General features: G+C 64.6%; 19 protein-coding genes. 2 read left to right on the top strand and 17 right to left on the bottom strand.

Features of this window, described 5'->3' with window-relative positions; translation table 11 throughout:
* Nucleotides 1-19: 19 nt before the first annotated feature.
* The 5 genes from PSV33_RS03455 to PSV33_RS03435 all read right to left on the bottom strand — a co-directional run bounded on the left by PSV33_RS03455 (nt 20) and on the right by PSV33_RS03435 (nt 6887).
* On the bottom strand, nt 20-2566 hold the full coding sequence (locus PSV33_RS03455; protein WP_255250070.1) for a LuxR C-terminal-related transcriptional regulator: 2547 nt from the start codon (nt 2564-2566) through the stop codon (nt 20-22).
* 166 nt (nt 2567-2732) lie between these two features.
* Nucleotides 2733-3164: a Zn-ribbon domain-containing OB-fold protein gene (locus PSV33_RS03450; RefSeq protein ID WP_096670267.1), complete on the bottom strand. Its 432-nt coding sequence runs from the start codon at nt 3162-3164 to the stop codon at nt 2733-2735.
* Complete coding sequence (locus PSV33_RS03445) at nt 3161-4363, bottom strand: thiolase (RefSeq protein WP_096670265.1); 1203 nt, start codon at nt 4361-4363, stop codon at nt 3161-3163. The genes PSV33_RS03450 and PSV33_RS03445 overlap by 4 nt, the downstream gene beginning before the upstream one ends.
* Nucleotides 4364-4389: 26 nt before the next feature.
* A complete protein-coding gene (locus PSV33_RS03440) occupies nt 4390-6027 on the bottom strand; it encodes a class I adenylate-forming enzyme family protein (RefSeq protein ID WP_096670263.1) in 1638 nt (545 codons plus the stop codon).
* Between the two features lie 77 nt (nt 6028-6104).
* Nucleotides 6105-6887 (bottom strand): nitroreductase family protein, encoded by a 783-nt coding sequence (locus tag PSV33_RS03435; RefSeq protein WP_366945578.1) that lies wholly within the window; start codon nt 6885-6887, stop codon nt 6105-6107.
* On the opposite strand from PSV33_RS03435, the gene PSV33_RS03430 reads away from it, so the two are divergent.
* Nucleotides 6886-8856: an AMP-binding protein gene (locus PSV33_RS03430; RefSeq protein ID WP_096670259.1), complete on the top strand. Its 1971-nt coding sequence runs from the start codon at nt 6886-6888 to the stop codon at nt 8854-8856. The two genes, PSV33_RS03435 and PSV33_RS03430, sit on opposite strands and share 2 nt — an antisense overlap.
* 54 nt (nt 8857-8910) lie before the next feature.
* Here the strand turns inward: PSV33_RS03430 and PSV33_RS03425 are convergent, their stop codons facing one another.
* From PSV33_RS03425 to PSV33_RS03415, 3 genes are all read right to left on the bottom strand, one after another.
* Nucleotides 8911-9378: a luciferase family protein gene (locus tag PSV33_RS03425; protein WP_096670257.1), complete on the bottom strand. Its 468-nt coding sequence runs from the start codon at nt 9376-9378 to the stop codon at nt 8911-8913.
* 110 nt (nt 9379-9488) lie between these two features.
* Nucleotides 9489-10310, bottom strand: coding sequence for a class III extradiol ring-cleavage dioxygenase (locus PSV33_RS03420; protein WP_096670255.1), 822 nt, complete (start codon nt 10308-10310; stop codon nt 9489-9491).
* A 180-nt stretch (nt 10311-10490) separates the two neighbouring features.
* The gene (locus PSV33_RS03415) at nt 10491-10730 is read right to left on the bottom strand and encodes a CDGSH iron-sulfur domain-containing protein (protein ID WP_096670253.1); all 240 of its coding nucleotides are present in this window, start codon (nt 10728-10730) and stop codon (nt 10491-10493) included.
* A 189-nt stretch (nt 10731-10919) separates the two neighbouring features.
* Between PSV33_RS03415 and PSV33_RS03410 the strand changes: the two genes are divergently transcribed.
* The gene (locus PSV33_RS03410; RefSeq protein ID WP_096670251.1) at nt 10920-11819 is read left to right on the top strand and encodes a LysR family transcriptional regulator; all 900 of its coding nucleotides are present in this window, start codon (nt 10920-10922) and stop codon (nt 11817-11819) included.
* Nucleotides 11820-11897: 78 nt separating this feature from the next.
* On the opposite strand, the gene PSV33_RS03405 is transcribed toward PSV33_RS03410, so the two are convergent.
* From PSV33_RS03405 to PSV33_RS03365, 9 genes are all read right to left on the bottom strand, one after another.
* On the bottom strand, nt 11898-12878 hold the full coding sequence (locus tag PSV33_RS03405; RefSeq protein ID WP_096670249.1) for an acyl-CoA dehydrogenase family protein: 981 nt from the start codon (nt 12876-12878) through the stop codon (nt 11898-11900).
* A 26-nt stretch (nt 12879-12904) separates the two neighbouring features.
* Nucleotides 12905-14074, bottom strand: a complete 1170-nt coding sequence (locus tag PSV33_RS03400; protein WP_096670247.1) for an acyl-CoA dehydrogenase family protein — start codon at nt 14072-14074, stop codon at nt 12905-12907.
* 31 nt (nt 14075-14105) lie between these two features.
* Nucleotides 14106-14234: a hypothetical protein gene (locus PSV33_RS03395; RefSeq protein ID WP_255250069.1), complete on the bottom strand. Its 129-nt coding sequence runs from the start codon at nt 14232-14234 to the stop codon at nt 14106-14108.
* A 33-nt stretch (nt 14235-14267) separates the two neighbouring features.
* Entirely contained in the window at nt 14268-14918 is a 651-nt protein-coding gene (gene can / locus PSV33_RS03390) for a carbonate dehydratase (protein ID WP_096670245.1), read from the bottom strand.
* A gap of 20 nt (nt 14919-14938) precedes the next feature.
* Entirely contained in the window at nt 14939-15727 is a 789-nt protein-coding gene (locus PSV33_RS03385) for an enoyl-CoA hydratase-related protein (RefSeq protein WP_096670243.1), read from the bottom strand.
* Between the two features lie 92 nt (nt 15728-15819).
* Nucleotides 15820-16752 carry an MBL fold metallo-hydrolase gene (locus PSV33_RS03380; protein ID WP_096670241.1) on the bottom strand — a complete coding sequence of 311 codons (933 nt, stop codon included), beginning with the start codon at nt 16750-16752 and terminating at the stop codon, nt 15820-15822.
* Nucleotides 16733-16921: a hypothetical protein gene (locus tag PSV33_RS03375; RefSeq protein WP_176491402.1), complete on the bottom strand. Its 189-nt coding sequence runs from the start codon at nt 16919-16921 to the stop codon at nt 16733-16735. Before PSV33_RS03375 ends, PSV33_RS03380 begins: the two co-directional genes overlap by 20 nt.
* A 35-nt stretch (nt 16922-16956) precedes the next feature.
* Complete coding sequence (locus tag PSV33_RS03370; protein WP_096670239.1) at nt 16957-18960, bottom strand: biotin carboxylase N-terminal domain-containing protein; 2004 nt, start codon at nt 18958-18960, stop codon at nt 16957-16959.
* Between the two features lie 44 nt (nt 18961-19004).
* Nucleotides 19005-20612, bottom strand: coding sequence for a carboxyl transferase domain-containing protein (locus tag PSV33_RS03365; RefSeq protein WP_096670237.1), 1608 nt, complete (start codon nt 20610-20612; stop codon nt 19005-19007).
* Nucleotides 20613-20625 lie beyond the last annotated feature (13 nt).

The raw sequence follows: 20625 nt of genomic DNA, 5'->3' as shown, positions 1-20625 counted from the left end.
GCCGCAAAAGCAAGCCCCATCAAACTAGCCAGGCCCGAGTGCGAGCTTCGCGCAAAGCACCCGTGCGATTTTTCACGCCCAGCTTCGCGTAGATGTTGTGAAGATGCCATTTCACCGTGCCCTCGGTCAACACAAGCCGACCCGCCACTTCGCCATTGGACAGGCCATCTGCCAGCAGGCGAAGGATCTGCAGTTCGCGCTCGGTTGGTCGCTCCTGGTCCGCGGGCGCCGCATCCTGACGTGCAGATGCAGCGCCCGCGGCAAGCAGCAGCGTTCGCGCGTATAAAAACGCCGGCGTGGGACTCTGCGGCTTGTCAGCCACGCGGCGCAAAAGGCTCTCCAACTCGGGGCCTTCGTCAAGGTACAGGCGCACGTAGCCGTTCGATGCCGCGATGCGAAGGCTTTCCATCACCGCGTCGTGCCCACCCTCGGCATCTCCTGTTCGCACCAACGCCAGTGAGCGCAGCATCAACAACTCGGCCAGCTTGTGCTGCTGGTGGCTGCGTCGCGCCCTGGCGATGCCGGAATCGACCCATTGCAGAGCGAGATCGGGCCGCCCCTGCGCGAGATCGAGGCGGGCCCAGAGGCGCTCGGCCTTGTCTCTGTGCAGATTGGTCTGCGGTCCTTGCGGCAGCAACCCATTATCGTTGGCCATTTGTCGCGCCGCCTCGACGTCGCCGGCGCGCAACAGCAGCAGCGCACGTTCGGCCACCATCGTGAGCTGCAGGCGCACGAAGCCGCGCGCCAGTCCCACGCGCTCGCCCTCCGCCGCCGCATCGAGCGCACCGGATATGTCGCCCCGCGCCGCCTGCAGACGTGACGCCGCCACGTAGCCCGCGACCATCGCATCGACAATGCCCTGGTGCGGCAGCAGTGGCAGTGCCGCTTCCACTTCCACCATCGCGTCAGTGCACTGGTTGCGTTCATACAGCAGCAACGCGCGGATCGCGCGCAGCATGGCCGCCAGGCCCGCGGCGCCGGGAGCGAAAGCTGGCTCTTCGGCCAGCGCCGAGGCGCTGTCTGCCAGGGCATCACGATGCCGCCCCGCCTTGAGCAGCGAGGCGGCCGAGATCACCCGCACCCACATGTGGCCGTAAGGTGAAGGAGCCTCCTCGAACTTCACTTGCGCCTCGCGCAAGGACTGGGCAGCCTCGGCGAAGCGTCCATTGCATTTGTGCGCATAGGCCAGCACCGTTTGTGCGGCTCCATAGTGGAATGGGTCCGGATCGGGTGGCCCTGCCAGCCACCGGCGCACAAAGACCTCGGCATCGGCCTCGTTATCACGCAGGCCGGCGATCACGCCGCGCTGAAGGACGGTCGTATGCAGGATCAAGCGAACGCCGGCTGATTGTCCCTTGCCACAAGCCCGCTCAATGCGCGTCAGCCACGCTGCCGCCTCGGCATAGCGGCGCAAAAACACCAGCGCCCACACCGCTTGCAACATCAGCGCGCAGTCTGGCTCCACGCCGCGTGATTCCAATTGCGCGAGCAGGTCCAGGAAGGTCTCGTGCCGGCCCTCGCCCTGCACCAGTTGACGCGCGTAGCCGGTCAGATAAGCCGACGCCAGCCTTGCGTCATCACCTTCCAGGGCCACGCGGATCGCACGGTAGACCTCGCCCCGGGCATGCCACCATTGCGCACAACGCGTTCGCAGTATGCGCACAAACACAGGCCTCAGCCCCATGTCGGCCAATCGCGTCAGTGCGCGCTCCGCCACCAGCGCATGCAAGGCGTAGAACGGCTCGCCAGCCACGCGTCCCCGACGCTGCACGATGCCCAGTTGCTCGCCTTCGGCGATCGCCTCCGCCCCCTCGGGCGCATCGAGCGCGACCAGCAGCGGCAGCGTGAAGTCGCCAATGGCGGCCATCACGAACAGCGCCTGCCGTCGGGCCGGCGCGAGGCCCTTGAAGAAGCTCTCGTAAACGAAGCTGTCCATTAGCAAGTTACTGCTGCCCCCGGCGGCCTCCTGTACGCCCTCGCCGCTGGCGAGGGCAAGCTGTACCAATGCCGGCCAACCCTCGGTGATCCCGACGATATGCTCAACCTCTTCGTCACCGGCCGACAGGCGGCGCCGCCGCACCAGTTCCCGCACATCCTGCGCGTCGAGCTTCAGCTCGTGCTGTGTCACCCAGCGTACCAGCCCGCGCGCGGTCAGCACGGCCAGATCGAAATCCATCCCTTCGCGGCCGCAAACGACGAACCTCAAGTAGTCGGGTGCCGCCACCAACAGACGGCTCAGGGTGTGAGCGCTCTCGCTGCCACGCAACACATGCACATCGTCGAAGAACAGCACCATGGGACGACGACGTTGGCCAAGGGCCTGCAACAACGCCAGCAAGCCGCTCTCGACCGCCGCCGTCGCGTCGATGGCACCCATCGCGACAGGCTCCGACGGACCTCCGACTGCATTCAACAAAGAGCGCACAAAGAACACCTGGTCGCGCCAGGAAGCGTCGAGCCCCACCCACACGGGGTCGGCGTCTTTGCAAGCGCGAAACCATCCTCCCATCAATGTCGTCTTGCCATAGCCGGCCGGCGCAACGATGGCCACGATCCGATCACGCATGGACAAGGGCGCAATCGCCCGCCGCGCAACCGTGGCCGTCGTCAGGTCAGGGGGGCCCCCCTCGACTACCGCCTGGGAGGACGACGCAGCGAAATGGGGCCAACGAAATCTCGCTTTGGGTTGGGTCATGCCTTCAGACACTCAGAAGGCGCACGAAGACGCTGTTTCACGCTTGAAGTCCGGCCGCCCGGAATCGCGGCAGCGACACACCGCCACCGACAGGCTCGCAAACCAGCTCGACCGCCATGTCGAAGGTGACCACCGCAGGGTCCGCGCCGACGAAGGAGCTGATCATCCGCGGGCCTTCTTCGAGCTCAACCAGCAGCACGGCATAAGGCGTGTCCTGCTTGAAGGCCGGGCCGGGCGCCCGATGCACCACGCTGAACGAATGCACCTTGGCGCGACCGCTGGCGGCGCGGTGCTCCAGCTGTTCGCTGCCGCACGCGCGGCAGATCGCCTGCTGGTAGAGCTGCACATGGCCGCAATCGAGGCAGTGCTGCAGCAGCAACTTGCCTTCCTGAATGCCGCGCCAATAAACTTCCGAATCCGCATCCGGCATGGGCTGCGGCTTGAGGTGAGCGTCTTTCGGGTTGATCACAGCGCGGCCTCCGTTCCCAGGATGGTGGTGGCGTTGGTCGCGAAGCCCGCACCCAGGCTGTGCACCAGGCCGAGTTCAGCGCCCGCAACCTGGCGTTCACCGCAGCTTCCGCGCAACTGGTTGACGACCTCGTAGAAATGAAACAGCGCCCCCGGCATGCCCGAGTGCGCGAACGACAGCAGGCCGCCATGGGTGTTGCAGGGAATGGCGCCGCCGTAGGTGATCTGGCCGTCCTGGACGAAGCGCCCGCCTTCCCCCTTGGGGCAAAAGCCCAGGTCCTCCAGCATCATGATCACCGTGCCGGTGAAGCAGTCATAGACCCCGGCCACATCGATGTCCTTCGGCCCGCAACCGGCCATGGCGTAGGCCTTGGCACTCGACTGCACCGCGCCGGTGGTGGTCAGCGAAGGCATCAGGAAGATGTGCTCGTGCGTGTAGCATTCGCCGCCGCCCAGGATGTAGATCGGCTTGGCAATGCCCAGTGCCCTGGCGCGCTCGGACGAGGTGACGATGAAGGCCGCGCCGCCGTCGGAGATGAGCGAGCAGTCGAGCTTGTGGTAAGGGGTTGTCACCAGGCCGGAGTTCAGCACGTCGTCGACCGTGAGTGGCGCGGTCATCTGCGCGCCCGGCGTGCGCCGCGCATGGTCGCGGTGGATCACCGCCACCTGGGCGAACTGCTCAGCCGTGGTGCCGAACTCTTTCATGTGCCGATGCGCGGTCATGGCGAAGGTGTTGGCCACCGGAATGCCGAAGGGCATTTCGTATTGCTGATCCCGGCTTTCGGTCATCGAGCGCAGGGCCAGGTCGGGCGACAGGCCGGTCAGCAGGCTGTCGCCGCCCACCACCAGAATGGTCTCGGCCAGGCCGCCGGCGATGGCCGCGGCGGCGATGTTGAACAGGGTCGCCGCGGTGGCGCCCGAGACCTGCAGCGTGTTGGAGAACGTGGGCTCGATGCCCAGGTACTCGCTGAAGGCCACGCTGAAGCGGTGGAACGGAGAGGCAAAGGCGGAGCTTGAGAGCACGCCATCGATCTGGTGCTTGCCGATGCCGGCGTCGGCCAGCGCCTTGCCTGCCGCGTCGGCGGCCAGTGCGAGCGCGCTCTTGCCCGGCACGCGGCCGACGGCCGAAATGCCTGCGCCGATGATCGCTGTTTTACCCCGAAGCGTATGTGTCGAGGGGGCGGATTTGATGTTTGCCATAACAGGGTTCAGGGGTTGGGGTTGGTTCAGGCGGCCGCTGAACGCACACGTTGTCGCAGCTGCGCCTTCAAAATCTTTCCCACCGGGTTGCGCGGGATGGTGTCAAGGTACTCGATGTGTTCGGGCAACTTGTAGGCCGCCACGCCGATCTGCTTCAGGTGGCCGACAATATCCTCCAGCGTCGGCGGCTGCGCCTTGTCCTTGGGCACGACGTAGATACAGGTCTTTTCGCCCATGATCTCGTCGGGCACCGCCACCGCCGCCACCTCCTGCACGCCGGGATGGGTCAGCACCAGGTTCTCGACCTCGGCGGCGCTGACGTTGTAGCCACCGCGAATGATGATGTCCTTCTTGCGGTCGAAAAACCCGATGTGGTGCGCGTCGCGCACGATGAAGAAGTCCCCGGTGCGGCAAAAACCGTCAGGCGTGAACGTGCTTTTCGCCAGGTCCGGCCGCCGGTAGTAGCCGGCAAACACGTTGGGCCCGCGGTAGACCAGCTCGCCCACCTGGCCCGGCTGCGTGCATTCGGCGTCGGCCTCGTCGAGCAGCTTCATCTCGACACCGCGTATGCCCGAGGGCCACGCAACGTCCGGAAGACCCCACCACGGAAAGTGATCGGCCCGCTTGGCGAAGTCGGGCACGTCCCGCGCGCCAGCAAACACCGCGGTGCCTTCGGTCTGCCCCCAGGCATGCAGGATTTCGATGTTCCAGCGCCGCTTGAACTCCTCCATGCTCCAGCGCGAGGGTTGCGCCGAACCCGAGGCGATGCAACGCACGCCGGAAAAGTCGAGCTGGTCGACGTTGGGCAGCTTGAGAATCATGTTCAGCAGGGCCGGCACCAGCAGGGTGAAGTGGACCTGGTCGTGCATCAACTGCTTGAGCAGCAGCGGCATGTTCAGCGGGTGATGCAGGAGCGTCGTGCCCCCGATGGCCAGCGAGGCCAGCCAGGTCGCCACGCCGGTCATGTTGACCACCGGCGCGGTCGCCAGCACCCGGTCCCCTTCGTGCAGCCCGGCGGTCTGCGGGATCAGGCTCATCTGGAAGAGCCAGTTATTGTGCGACATCGGGCAAGCCTTGGAAAGGGCTTCGGTGCCGGACGACCAGCACAGGCTGAAAATGTCGTTGGCGTCGACGTCGATGGCGTCGAGCCGGGCGATGTCAGCCGCACCGCGCGCCATCTCGGCGATGCGCTCGATCGGCAGCGCGACAAAGCCGGTTTTCTCGGCGATGGCCAGTTGGTCGGCGCCCTTGAAATCGCGCATCCCGAAAAAGAAGCGCGCCTCGGTGAGTTTCTTGACGTTCTGGAACTCATTGTCGCGCCATTGAATCGGCATCGGCGAAAGCACGCCCCCGGCACGGCTGACCGCGAGAAACATGGCCACCAGTTCCCAGACGTTGGGCAATTGCACGACGACGATCTCGTCCTTGCGCAAGCCCATGTCCAGCAGCCCGGTCGCGATGGCCTCGACCGCTGCCGACAACTCCCGATAACTCAGGCTCTGTGCCGCTGTGCCGGTGAGATCCGGCCGATCCGCCGGGTCGACCACGGCTGGCCGCTCCGGCGCCTTGGCCGCCGTCTCGCGCAGCAAATCGAGCAGGGTACGTCGTCCCCAGTGACCGCTTTCGGTGTAGCGCTTCAAAGCCTCTGTGCTGTGCAGAATCATGATCAGTCTCCTCTTTTTAATGTATTGCCGAGCAGAGGGAAGACGCATCCGCTGGCGCGCAATCCCGGCAAGCGGAATCAGAAACCGTGAAAGCTGGCGAATGCCTCCACCTCGGCACGCTCGGTGATGAAAGCGTTCTCCGGGGCCGACAGATCCTCGTGCCCGAGGGCGATGCCGCAGGCAAGAATTTCATGGTCGCTGATAGGCAGTTGAGCACGCGCCACATTGTGGTACCAGGCAAACGCCGCCTGCGCACAGGTGTGCAGGCCCTGCGCGCGGGCGGCCACCAGAATGTTCTGGATGAACATGCCCAGATCCATGAAGCTGCCGGTGTTCAGGCGGCGGTCGAGCGTGACGAGCAGGCCCACTGGCGCGTCGAAGAACGTGTAGTTGCGCAGCATCTGGTGCTCACGCGCCGCCGCATCATTGCGGGCTATGCCCAGGGTTGCATACAGACCGAAGCCGCAGCGACGCCGGCGCTCCAGATAGGGCTCGACCCAGGTCGTGGGGTAATACGCGTACTCGGGCTGATGCCGGTCAGGTTCGTGCGTAGCCGCCTCGATGAAGGCATCACACAGGCGCTGCCGGGCCTCACCCGCCACCGCATACACTTTCCACGGCTGCACATTGTTGCCACTCGGAGCCCGCGCCGCCACGCGCAGGATGTGCTGCACGACCGAAGTGGGTACTGACGTGGATAGAAACCGCCTGACCGATTTCCGGCTGCGGATCGCTTCATCGACATGCACGGATGGACCGCCTTTCTGTGCTTTCTGGCTGCGTAGCGTTACGGAGAAGAAACGATGCGCGGAGACTGGGCCGCTGGACTCCAACACGACGTTCGGATAGGATTCAGGCATGAATTCTACCAAACAACCGTTTGATTGGGTGCCTACCCCTGAACTGATTGCGCAATCAAACCTCACGGCATTCCTGCACACAGTAGGCGAATCCAGCTTCGAGAGCCTGAGCCCTCGTGCCGATGCCGATCCGGCCTGGCTGATGCGGGAAGTCTTCGAGTTCTGCGACTTCCGCTTTTACCAGCCCTACACGCAGATGCTCGACACCTCGCGCGGCATCGAGTGGGCGCGCTGGTGTGTCGGCGGCACCACCAACATCGTGCTGAACTGCCTGGACCGGCACCGCGGCACGCCGGTGTGGGAGCAGACATTTTTGGTCTGGGAAGGCGAAGACCCGAAAAACCGCAGGAGCCTGAGCTACCGCGAGTTCGATGCCGAGGTGTGTCGCCTGGCCGGGGCCTTGCAGTCGCTGGGTATCGGCCAGGGCGACCGGGTCGGCCTGTACCTGCCCAACCTGCCGGAGACCTTTGTCGCGTTTTTTGCCGTGTTGAAGATCGGCGCCGTGTTGATGCCGCTGTTTTCCGGCTTCGGGCCGCAGCCCATCGTGGCCCGCCTGAACGATGGCGAAGCCAAGGCGGTGCTGACGGTGGACGGCACCTGGCGGCGCGGCAGCCCCGGCGTCATGAAGTCGGTGCTGGACGAAGCATTGCGCGAGGTTCCCAGCGTGCAGCACGTGGTGGTGCTGCGCCACCTGGGCGACGCGGCCCCCTGCCCGATGACGCCGGGACGCGACCACGACTGGGCCAGCCTGGTCGCCGGCCAAGCCGACGACCTGCCCACCGCCGAGATGGCCGCCGACGCGCCCGCCGTGCTGCTCTACACCTCGGGCACCACCGGCAAGCCAAAGGGCTGTGTCTGGACCCATGTCAGCTTCCTGGGCTCGATGGTCACGCGCGACATGCACATCTGCGCCGACTTCAAACCGAGCGACCGCTTCTTTTTCATGAGCGACATGGGCTGGATGGTGGGCGCCATGTGCGCCTGCATTCCCAGCTATTTCGGCGGCAGCCTGCTGGTGGCCGAGGGCACGCCCGACTACCCCGACACGGGCCGCTTCTGGCGCCTGGTGCAGGACCACAAAGTCACCTACCTGGGTGTCGCGCCCACGCTGATCCGCAGCCTGATGCGCTACGGCGACGCAGAGGTCGAGCGCTACGACCTGTCCTCACTGCGCATCACCTGCTCCGGCGGCGAGGCCTGGACCGAGGCGCCCTGGCGCTGGTTCTTCAAGCACGTCTGCAAGGAACGTCTGCCCTTCCTCAACATTGTCGGCGGCACCGAGGTGGGCGGCTGCAATTTCACCGGCACCCTGCACCACCCCTTGCGGCCGGGCTCGTTCGGCGCGCGCGGGCTCGGTGTCGGGGTCGACATTGTCGATGACAGCGGCCAGCCGGTCGGTGCGGGCCAGGTCGGCGAGCTGGTGCTGCGCAACCCCAACATCGGCTTCACCAAAAGCCTGTGGCGCGACGACGAACGCTACCTCGACAGCTACTGGCGCACCATTCCCGGCGTCTGGGTGCATGGCGACTTCGCGATGCGCGACGAGGACGGCCTTTTCTACATCCTCGGGCGCAGCGACGACACGATCAAGGTCTCGGGCAAGCGCACCGGCCCGTCGGAGATCGAAACCCTGCTCACCGGCACCGGCAAGGTGTCGGAGGCCGCGGTGATCGGCGTGCCCGACGAGATCAAGGGTTCGGCCATCGTCTGCGTCTGCGTGCCGATGCCCGGCGTGGCGGCGGACGCGGCGCTGCAGGCCGAACTGTCGCAGGCGGTCGTCCATGGCATGGGCGCCTCCTACCGCCCCAGGCAGGTGCTGCTGGTCAGCGACCTGCCCAAGACCCGCAACATGAAAATCATGCGCCGCGTCGTGCGGGCCGTGTACCGGGGCGACAATCCGGGCGACCTGTCTTCGCTGGTCAACCCGGAGGCGGTGGCCGAGTTGCAGGGCAAGCTTGCAAAAGTTTGAGGCTGGTTGTGCGCCACCCCCTGCCCTGACGGGCAGGATCGGTCACCGGATTTTTCACGCCGTTGACGCCGCCGCAGCATGCGACGCCGTCAGCAAATCGCAAACCACCTGCAGCTCCTCGTCGTCACGCGGCCCATAGACCATCACGATGTTTCCGGGCAGGCCGTATTGACCCGCCAGCGGATGCAACTCCGCCCAGCCGTTTTCGATGGCCTGGGGAACCATGTCGGGGGGCAAGGTCATGTGCAGGCTGCCGTCACTGGGCGGGTGGATGTGGGCAAACTCCTTGCCGAACATGAAGGCCCCGAAGGACTGGCATCCGCATCGCGGCAAATAAAAGGCGCGCGCTCCGGGAACAGACACTTGGCTCGGGCCAATTTCCACGCCGCCCAGGGACTGCCCTTTCGCGAAAACAAGCTCTTGCAGTTCCACCGGCGCATTCTGGTCAAGCTGCGTGTGCGGGTTGGTTGGCGTCGTTTGTGGGCGAGCGCCACGGCGCTGATGGCTGAGATAACTTGTCATGCGGTTCTCCGTCTTCGCGCTTCATCGTTTGTCGCTGCACACCTGCCGCGTGGGTTACAGGAAACACCCCCCGGCGACAGGCGCCTACCGGCCCAGCAAGCCACCGACACTTAGACCACGCCTTCTTGGCCGAACCTGAAGCTGGAGACGGTCACGCCGCCAAAGAAGCCTTCCTCGTGGTACGCGCACACGGCTTCATCATGCCCGGCGGCACCCACCGCCACCATCAAGGGCAGCAGATGGTCTTCTTGCGGATGGGCCACGCGGGCGACCGGCGCGTCTTGCCAGTCGATCAGCCGCTGCGCACGCTGGTGCGAATCGGTGGTGATCAAGGTCTGCTGCAGCCAGTCGTCGAATTGCTTTGACGGCACCGCAGCGGACGGCCCCATGCGGCGCAGGTTGTGGTAGCTCAGGCCGCTGCCGACGATCAGCACGCCCAGCTCGCGCAGCGGCGCCAGGGCACGGCCGACGGCCAGATGAGCCGCCGGGTCGTAGCCCGCGCGCAGTGACAGTTGCACGACCGGCACATCGGCCTGCGGGTACATCACCACCAGCGGCGCGAAGGTGCCATGGTCAAAACCCCGCCGGGCATCGAGCCGCGCCGCGAACCCCGCGTCCTGGATCAGCTGCTGCACCTGCCCGGCCAGTGTGGGCAGGCCCGGCGCCGGGTACTGGACATGGTAGGTGTGTTCGGGGAAGCCAAAGTAGTCGTAGACCATGGGCGGCCGCGCGGCGGCCATCACGGTGAACTCGCGCTCCTCCCAATGTGCGGAGATCACGAGCACGGCCTTCGGTCGATCGCCGAGCTGGCGCGGCATATCCCGCAGGGACTGCTCCAGACGGTCATACATGCCCTTGGACTGCGCCATCATGTACGGCCAGGGCCCGCCGCCGTGCGAGATAAAGTAGGTCGGCAATCGTTCCGTTTTCACGGGTACGCCCCGCTTTTACGGCGATGCTGAATAAGTCCTGGCGATGGGCTGCGCCCCGCATCGGGATGGGATGCAAGGCGCAAACCACAGCCATAGCCCAAGCTATGGCGCGGATTTGCAACGCCGCAGACCGCCCGTTGCGGGGATGCAGAACGCGCTGAGAACTTGTTCAGCATTGCCTTACAGTCCTTTATGCGTGCCGTCGCAAAGCGCGCCGTTCTTGCTCTGCTTGCAGCCGCAAAAATACACGGTCTTGCTTTCGTCGGCGCTGTACTTGGTCGGCACGAACTCGCCACCCTTGTGGCTGCCGTCGCAGAACGGCTGCGACTTGCTGAGGCCGCAGGCACACCAGTAGTAATCCTTGTCTTTTTCCACATCAATTGCGAACGGGGTGCTGGCGGCGGTATGCGGCTTGCTCATGTTGCTCTCCTGAGGATGATTAAGAAGTGGTACTGCATTGGTTGAAGGTATCAACGAAAGCGCGGTTTATGGGCTGCCTCTTTGAGACTGGATGTCTACTGGACTGACCATGAGGAATAGCTTAATGTTTCATTTCGGTTAATCAATAGCTGTAAAATTAACACATCATTTCCTCACAAGAAACCATAAATGGATCGTCTGACCAGCCTTCGCGTCTTCAGGGAGGTCGTGGAAGCCGGCAGCTTTGCGCGAGCCGCAGCGCGCCTCACCTTGTCTGCACCGATGGCGAGCAAGCATGTCGCCCAGCTCGAACGAGACCTCGGTGCGAGGCTGCTGCACCGGACCAGCCGCAAGCTCAGCCTGACGGAGGCCGGCGCGGTGTACTACGCACAATGCTGCGAGGCGCTCGACACGCTGCAGGCCGCCGAAGCGGCGCTTCGGCAAAGCGCGCAGGCACCACGCGGACAGCTCAAGATCAGCGCCCCCGTCTGGTGTGCAAACCGGCGTTTCGCCGACGTACTGGTGGCCTACCGCAACACATATCCCGAGGTGCTGGTCGACATGCGACTGGAGAACCGCAAGATCGACCTGGTGGCCGATGGCTACGACCTCGCACTGCGTGCCACGCGCGAACTGTCGCCGGCGCTGATTGCACGGCCGATTTGTCCCGTGCAGTTCCACCTGGTCGCAAGCCCGGCCTACCTGAAGCGTGAAGGCTCTCCGCGCAGACCCGCCGATCTGGCCAGGTACAGCGCCGTGGTACCCAACTACGTGAACGTCGATGGCCTCGAAATGCAAGGGCCTGCCGGCAAGGCGCGGATCAAGCTGCATGCTGTGATGCGCTCGGACGACAGCACGCTCACCTATCACGCGGTGCACGCCGGCATGGGCATGGCGTTCCTCCCCGAATGGACGGTCGACGACGATCTGGCCGCGGGCCGCCTCGCGCGCGTGCTGCCGACCTACACGGTGCCCCCTTTCACGCTGTATGCGGTTTACACGAATCGGCAGTACATGACACCCAAGCTAAGGACCTTCATCGACTTCTTCAGTGAAGCGCTTGGTGGTGGCAAGTCTGTGGCGCAATAGCCGGATCAATGAACGGGGACTGTTGTGAGCCCCGGACGTCGATCACTTCACCGCTGATCGTGCGCACAAAAACTGCGCCTATACAGACCGCACAAAATCAACGATGGACACGTCGGCAGCCAACACGCTGTTGCCGATCAATACGTTCCAGTGCGCTTCCGAGCCGTGGGCGATGCGCCACTCGTGCAGGCGCCGGGTCAGCAATTGCAGATCATATTCTTCGGCAACACCGATCGCGCCGTGCAGTGCATGGGCGATGGAGGCAACCAGCACCGCCGCCTCGCTGGTGCGGGACTTGGCCATCGCGGCGGCGAGCAGGGACGGCGCCGCAGCGTCGGTGTAAAAGGCCGCTTCGGCGGCCATTGAGGCCGCGGCGACGTGTTCAGCCATGACGCTCAACTGGTGCTGCACCGCCTGGAACTTGCCCAGCGTTTTGCCAAACTGGATACGGTCATTACAGTATTGCAGTGTCATTTCGAAGACACGGGTCATTGCCCCGCTGAGCAGGGCGGCGTGCAAGGCCGCCGCGAACACCGGCAGCAACGGGCCCGCGCCGGGCACGTGCGTCACGGCGCTTTCATCGTCGGGCCAGCGCAGGGTGGCCGCAAGGCTCCCATGCACGCCGCTTGCCTCGCGCTGCGCCGCAGCCGCGGGCAGCAGCAGCAAGGCATCGCCATCCTGGGCCAGCACCAAATCGGCCACCTGACCGCAAGGTGTGAATGGGCAAACGATGGCGCCACCGGCCTCGCGCCGCAACGCAGCGGCCAGCGTGATCATGCCAGCGGGCATCGCACACGAAGGCCCAAGCAGCGCACGCGCCACTATCGTCTGGGCCACGGGCACCGGCACCGTGTAGCGGCCGAAGCTGCTCAGGATCGGGAACAGCTCAGCCAGCGCAAGGCCGGCGCCGCCTGCGGCCTCGGGGGCGATCAGTTCGAGGAAGCCGGCGCCTTGCAGCGCCTGCCACAGCTTGAGCGGCGAGCCGCCCGCTTCAATCGCGCGCACTACGGCGGGCGTGCATTGGTCCTGGAGAATGTCTTCAATCGCCTGAGCAAACATGGAATGCTTTCGTTTTCAACCTGGATTCAGCGCAGGCCCAGACCGCGCGCGATCATGCCGCGCAGTATCTCGCGCGTGCCGCCGCGCAGGGAATAAGTGGGCGCCACCTGGCTCACATAAGCCACGGCGCGGTACAGCTCGGCATCGACCGGGGCGTCCGGATCCATAGCGATGGCGGCTTCGATCACAGCGGGAATGCTCTGCTCGAATTCGGTGCCAATGTCCTTGACCAGGGCGGCTTCGACCAACGGACTTTCCCCGTTGACAAGCTTGGCCGTGACGGCGATCGACATGTTGCGCAGCGTGGCCAGGTGCGTGGCGAATCGACCGATGGTGGCGGCGTGGGCAGACGCATCCGGACTGCGGCGCAGGCAGGTGATCCAGTGCTCAAGCAGCACGATGCTGGAGTACACCCGCTCCGGGCCGCTGCGCTCGAAGGCCAGCTCGGCATTGACCTGGGCCCAGCCATTGCCCTCATCGCCGACCAGGGCATCGTCAGCCAGCAGCACGTTGTCGAAGAACACTTCGGAAAAATGCGCATCACCCGCCAGGTCACGGATCGGGCGCACCGTCACGCCGGGCAATGCCAGATCGACAATGAACTGCGACAAGCCCTTTTGCCGGTCCTGCGGCTCGCCCGACGAGCGCACCAGGGCGATCATGTAATGGCAGTGGTGCGCATTGGTGGTCCATATCTTGCGGCCGTTCAAACGCCAGCCGCTTGAGCTGTCAATTTGGCAGCGCGTGGCTCGCGTACCGACGCTGGCCAGATCCGAGCCGGCATTGGGCTCACTCATGCCGATGCAGAAAAACGCCTCGGCGGCGCAGATTTTCGGCAGGTAGAACTGGCGTTGCGCCTCCGTGCCGAACTTGAGGATCAAGGGCCCGCTCTGGCGGTCGGCAATCCAGTGCGCGGAAACCGGGGCGCCGGCGGCCAGCAGTTCTTCCACCAGCACGAAGCGCGAGAAGGCGTCCAGGCTGGCACCGCCGTAGCGCGCGGGCAAGGTCACGCCGACCCAGCCCCGTGCGGCCAGCTTCTTGCTGAAGGCGGCATTGAAGCCCATCCATGAACGGGCCCGGATGTCGGCGGGCATTGGCTCAAGGCTGGATTTGAGAAAGGCCTTTACCTCGGCGCGAAATGAATTCGTCTCGGCGGGAAGGGTTGCGAGCCGAAAAGCGGACAGCAGGTTGTTCAAGAAATTTTCCTCCGTAGAATGGGTTCGCCGATCAGATCGGGCTGCGCTCTACCAGTTGGCTGGCGAACAGCTTGACCATGCCAGGTTCCAGGCCGTGCGCGAAGGCGGCCAGTTGGGCAGCGATGCTGGCAACCGGGCGGGCTGTCGTGTCGGCTGACATGTGGAATAGCCTTTCTTGTGTTCTTCGTATCACTCAGAGTGTGCCAAGGGCGGCAAGCGATTGAGCGTATTGCTCCTGCCGGTCCTGCACGCCTTTGACGCTGCCCCCGACCGGCCGCAGCAAGCCGTCGCGCAGGCCGTAGACCAACCCGTGCACCTCAACTTGCTGCCCGCGCTCCCAGGCACGGCGCAGGGTGGTGGTGCGGCACACGTTGCTGACCTGCTCGATCACATTCATCTCGCAAAGCCGCGCGGCGCGCTCGTCAATGCCGGAAAGGCCGTCGAGCCGATCAGCGTGTTTGCGCGCCACATCCTCCAGATGGCGCAACCAGTTGTCGGCCAGACCGGTGCGGCGCTGTTCTATCACCGCCTGCACCCCGCCGCAGCCGTAATGCCCCACCACGAGAACATGCTCGACCTTCAACACCTCGACCGCATACTGCAGCACCGTCAGGCAGTTCAGGTCGGAGTGCACCACCAGGTTACCGACGTTGCGGTGCACGAACACCTCGCCAGGCCGCAGGCCCAAGATTTCGTTGGCCGGCACCCGGCTGTCGGAGCAGCCGATCCACAGGTAGCGCGGCATCTGCTGGTGCGCCAGCCGCTCGAAGTACTTCGGGTCTTCCGCAGCGCAGCGCGCCGACCAGGCACGGTTGTTCTCAAGCAGAGGGGCCAGGCTGGACATGGTACCTCCCCGATGCGATTTCAGCACCCCTTCCACACCGGTTTGCGCTTCTCGGCGAAGGCACGCGGACCCTCCTGCGCGTCCTCGCTGGCGTAGGCGGCGCGGTAAATGTTGTGCGCCAGCGCCATGCCGGCCTCGCAGCCAGCGCTCATCGCCGTCATGATCGATTCCTTGCCCGCCATCACCGACAGCGGCGCGTTGTCGCGGATGCGTTCGGCCAGCGCGGTGGCGCGGACGCGCACGGCGTCGGGCGTGTCTTCGAGGTAGTTGATGAAACCCAGCCCATGGAAGGTCTCGATCGGATACAGGTCGCCGGTCAGCACCATCTCCATCAGCATCGGCTGCGGCAGCATCCACAGCAGGGGAATGGCCCAGGGGCTGCCACGCCCGGCGATGCGCGTCTCGGTAATGCCGACTTGCGTGCCCTTCAGGCCCACGCGCAAATCCGAGTTCAGACTCAGCATCATGCCGCCGGCGATCAGGTGGCCGGTCATGGCGGCGATGATGGGTTTGGCCACGCGGCGCTGGCGGCCGTGAAATGGGTCCTTCATCTTGGTCAGGATGTCCACGCCCTCTTCCTTCTTGACACGCGCGGCCTCGCGCAGGTCGAGCCCGGCGCAGAAGGTGCCGCAGTCGGCCGAGGTCAGGATGGCCACGCGCACGTTTTTATCGGCATCGACCTCGCCCCACAGGTCATGCAGCCGGTTGGCGGCGGCCGGTGACAACGCATTGCGCATCTCGGGACGGTTGATCTTCACGGTGGCAATGCCATCGCGCACTTCGTACAGAACCGTTTCTGCTTCACTCATATCCTGATCTCCTGTTAAAAAATTGCTTGCTCTGCTCATACGGCCGCTGATTCGTCAGCGCCTTCGTCGCATGGTTCACGCCGTGACCGATTTCACGCGTTGTAGACCATGTCACCTTCTCTTCGTGCGACTGCTGAACGCACAAGCTCTTGCGTCAACTGTTCCATCCAGTGGTCGATGGGAACCGAAGGAACAAACCTCTGGTGAATGAGCTGAAAGTAGCTGGTGTTGGCGGCCCATCTGACAAAATCTGCAAAAGGCATTTGCTGCTGATCAAGCAGTTTGAATTTCAGCAAAACCTTGACGGCATGATGCGCATGTCGGTCAGGACTTTTGACAAAGGCGTTCAGGCGCTCACGCGCGTTAGCCAGAACTTCGGCACGGTAGCCAAATACCGAGCCGTGGCCGGGAATGACCCAGCGCGGATCAAGCCGCTCAATCAAGTCGAACGTAGCGGCCACGTCGTCGAACGCGGTTTCACCATCGAGCTCCGGAAACACCACGCCGAAGCCTTTTTCCCACAAGGCATCTGCCGAAATCAAGGTTTGGGACCGAGGCTCAAACAGAATGACTGAATGGGGATCATGGCCTGGTGCCGCATGGATTTGCCACGCCGTATCTGCCAGCTGAATTTCCGTGCCCGGTAAAAGAAGGCCATCGAACTTGAACCGGAGGCAGTGTTGCCCGGATGGCACATAGTTCAGGGCGACGGGGTCCCACGACGAGACAAGTGATGCATGGCCGGGAGGAATGAGGGTTTGAAGTTCTGGATAACTGCGCTGGAGGGCGGCATTGCCTCCGCAGTGGTCGCTGTGCAAATGCGTATTGAGCAGTAAATCCAGCGGCCGCCGCTGCAAAGCGGCGCCGACCAACTCGGTGGTTTGTTCCGCATGCGTGCTGTAGCCACTGTCAACGAGTGCGCTGGCCTGCGATCCGAGGAACAGAATGTTATTTGAGGACAGCCAGCCGCGTTCAAAAACTTGAACGCCTGTCGGAAGTTTCCGGTCAAAACTGGTTTTTTGCATCAAAACGGCCTTTAACTCCAGATTTACGGGCGCAAGCTACTATCAAATTAATAGCAACCATAAGCGCCGCATCCATTGACAGCAGCGCGCTGGGCATCTCGGGCCGGTTGATCTTCACGGTGGCAATGCCATCCCGCACTTCGCACGGAACAGTTGCTGTCTCGCTCACGTCGTTATCTCCTGGCAGGAAATCTGGTGACCCGCTCATTCCACCGCGTCTTCGGATTCGATCACCGCCACCACCAGGCCGCGCTCGACCATCTGTCCGGCCTGCACCGACAGCGAGCGCACCACCCCATCGTGGTCGGCATTGATGCGCAGCTCCATCTTCATCGACTCCATCGTCGCCACCACATCGCCGGCGCGCACCCGCTCGCCAACTGCCACATGGGTTTTCAGGATCATCCCCATCATCGGCGTGCGCAACTGGCCGCTGGCCTGCCGGCCGGTGACGGCCTGGCTGAGGTAGGAGGTCACGCCAATGGCGTGGGCGGTGCCGCCGCCCTGCACAAACACGGTATCGTCGCTGCGCACGATGGTCAGCACCTCATGGCGATCCCCCATGCGCAAACGCCAATCGCCCCCGGCCATGGCGGTCAGCGCCAGGCGAACCCGCTCGGCGCCGATTTGCACCGTCACTTCGGGCTCGGGCGAGACGGCGCCAAACCGGACCTCGTGCGTTGCGCCGCCTGAGTGCAGTAGCAGGGCCGGAATCGGCGTGAGCCGGTCGTCGCCGGCGTGCATCTGCCAGCCCGTCACATCCAGGGCCGACCAGGCCCCGAATTGTTTGCCGCTGCGCCGCGCATCAAGCAACCACCAGGCCGCCGCTGCGGCCAGCCGCTCCAGCGGCGCGCTGCTCACGCCCTGACTCCCCTCGGCCAGCACCTCGTCAATCAGACGGGTGTGGAAGCTGGCGTCGCGCGTGGCGGGCAGGGCCAGCAGGCGCTGCAGAAAAGCGCAGTTGGTCTCGACGCCGTGGACCTGGGTTTCGCCCAGCGCCAGGCTCAGGCGGTCCAGCGCCGCCTCGCGCGTGGGCGCATGCGCAATCAGCTTGGCCAGCATCGAGTCGTAGTACGGCGTGACCGCCATGCCGGCCCGCACACCCGATTCGACCCGCACGCCAGAAGTCGGGAACCGCACCGCGATCAGCTCGCCGGTGGAGGGCAGGAAATTTTTCGCGGCATCCTCGGCGCAGACCCGCGCCTCGACCGCGTGGCCCTGCACCCGCACCTCGCCCTGGCGCAAGGGCAGCCCCTCGCCGGCAGCGATGCGCAGCATGACCTCCACAATGTCGATGCCAGTCACCTCTTCAGTCACCGGATGCTCGACTTGCAGCCGCGGGTTGACTTCGAGAAAGTGGTGCTGTTCGCCCTGCACGATGAATTCCACCGTGCCGACGCCGCGGTAGCGCAGCCGCTGCCCCAGGCGCACCGCGTCACTGAGCATCGCCTCGCGCAGCGCCGGGGCGAGGTTCACCGCTGGCGCCTCTTCAATGACTTTTTGATGGCGCCGCTGCAGCGTACATTCGCGCTCGAACAGGTGAATCACTTCGCCATGGCCGTCGCCGACGATCTGCACCTCGATGTGACGCCCGCGCTCGACAAAGGCTTCGACGATCAACGCCGCGTCGCCAAAGGAACTTTTGGCTTCGCGCATGGCCGACTCGATGGCCTCCATCAGTCCGTCCAACTGCTGCACCACCCGCATGCCCTTGCCGCCGCCACCGGCGGCCGCTTTCAGAATCACCGGCAGTGGCAGGCCGCGTACGGTGGCCGCCACTTCGGCCGCGTCGCGGCTGGGCAGCTCGCTGCCGCCGAGCACGGCCACGCCAGCGGCGCGCGCCTCGCGCTTGGCCGAGGCCTTGTCGCCCAGGCGCTCAATGACCTCGGGCGTCGGGCCGATAAAGACCAGGCCGGCCGCCTCGACCGCGCGCGCGAACGCCGCGTTCTCGGCCAGAAAGCCAAAACCCGGATGAATGGCCTGCGACCCGGTGCGCCGGGCCGCATCGATCACCGCATTGATGCGCAGGTAGCTCTCGGCCGCCGCTGCCCCACCGATTTCGATAGACTCGCCGATCAGGTCGACATGCAGCGCATCGCGATCAGCGCTGGAATGCACGCCGGCCACCGCAATACCGAGGCGCTGGCAGGTGCGTGCGATGCGGCAGGCGATTTCGCCGCGGTTGGCGATCAGGATTTTTTTAAACACGGCGGCCTCCCGCAGCGATCAGGATTTTTTTGGACATGTCAGCCTCACATCCTAAACACGCCGAAGTGCGTGTCGCGCTGCGGCACACGGCCCGCCAGCTCCAGCAGCAAGGCCATGGTGTCGCGTGTTTCCAGAGGGTCGATGACCATGTCGCACCACAGGTTGGAGGCGTAGTTGTAGGGACTGGAAAAGCTCTCGAACTGCTCGCGTATCGGTTGCTTGAATTGCTCGCGTTCTTCGTCGCTCCAGCTTGTGCCCTCGCGCCGGTGGATGTTCTCGCGCACCATGGTCAGCGTGGTGGCCGCCTGCTCGGGGCCCATCAGCGCGGCACGGCCGGTGGGCCACATCATCATCACATTCGGCTTGAACGGGCGTCCGCACATGGCCAGGTAGGCCGCCGCGTACGAGCCGCCGGTGATCAGCGTGTAGCGCGGCACGTTGGCCGAGGCCATGGCCGTCATGAACTTGGCACCGTGCTTGGCAATGCCCTGCTGCTCGACCGCTTTACCGACCATGAAGCCCGACACATCGGCGATGAACAGCAGCGGAATGTCGCGCTGGCAGCACAACTCGATGAAGTGCGCGCCCTTGAGCGCGCTCTCGGAGAAGATCACGCCGTTGTTTGCCAGAATACCAATCTGGAAGCCCTTGATGCGGGCAAAGCCGCAGATCATGGTGTCGCCATACAGCGGCTTGAACTCCTGCAGGTCACTGTCGTCGATCAGCCGCAGCAGCACTTCACGGTTGTCGGTCGGATGCCGGTTGTCGGCGCTGACAATGCCGTAGATCTCGCGCGGGTCATGGCGCGGCGGCAGCGGCGCAGCCACATCCCAGCGCTGCCGGGCCACGGTGCCGAGGTTGGCCACGATGCCGCGCACGATGGCGATGGCATGGCCGTCGTTCTCGGCCAGATGGTCAGTGACGCCGCTGATGCGGCTGTGCATATCGCCGCCGCCCAGGGTTTCAATGTCAACCTCTTCCTTGGTGGCGGCATACACCAGTTCGGGCCCGGCAAGGAACATCGCGCCTTGATTGCGCACGATCACCGCCTCGTCGCACAACGCCGGCAGATAGGCGCCGCCGGCGGTGGACGGCCCGTGCACGGTCGCGATCTGGGTGATGCCCTCGGCCGACATGCGGATCTGGTTGTAAAAGATTGAGCCGAATTGCCCGTCGTCGGGGAAAATATGCGCCTGCTCCGGCAGGTTGGCGCCGCCCGACTGGACCATCGTGATGCACGGCAGCCGGTGCTGCCAGGCGAACATCTGGGCCCGCACATGCTTTTTGGCAGTGATGCCGTAGTAGGTGCCGCCCTTGACCGTGGCATCGTGGATCATCAGCATGCAGGCGCGCCCGCACACCAGCCCCACGCCGGTGATGATGCTGCCACCCGGTGGCACGCCCTCGTACAGGCCGTCGCCGGCAAGCTGCCCGAACTCGAGGAAGGGCGATCCGGGGTCGAGCACGGCGGCCAGACGCTCGCGCGGCAGCAACTGCTTGCGCTTCTTGTGCAGCAAGCGCGCCTTTTCGGGGCCGCCGATCAGGGCACGTGCGCGGCGTTCATGCAGATCGACAATGCGCGCCTCGTAGGCTTCACGGTTGCGCTGGAACTCGGGCGAGTTCGGCGCGGCGGTAGATGTCATCAAGCTCATCGAAGCTTGCGCT

Origin of the sequence: Polaromonas sp., assembly GCF_029945895.1 — a bacterium.
In the GTDB taxonomy this organism is placed as follows: Bacteria; Pseudomonadota; Gammaproteobacteria; order Burkholderiales; family Burkholderiaceae_C; genus Polaromonas.
Note: the sequence above shows the minus strand (reverse complement) of the source record. Positions and strands in the feature narration are given on the sequence as shown.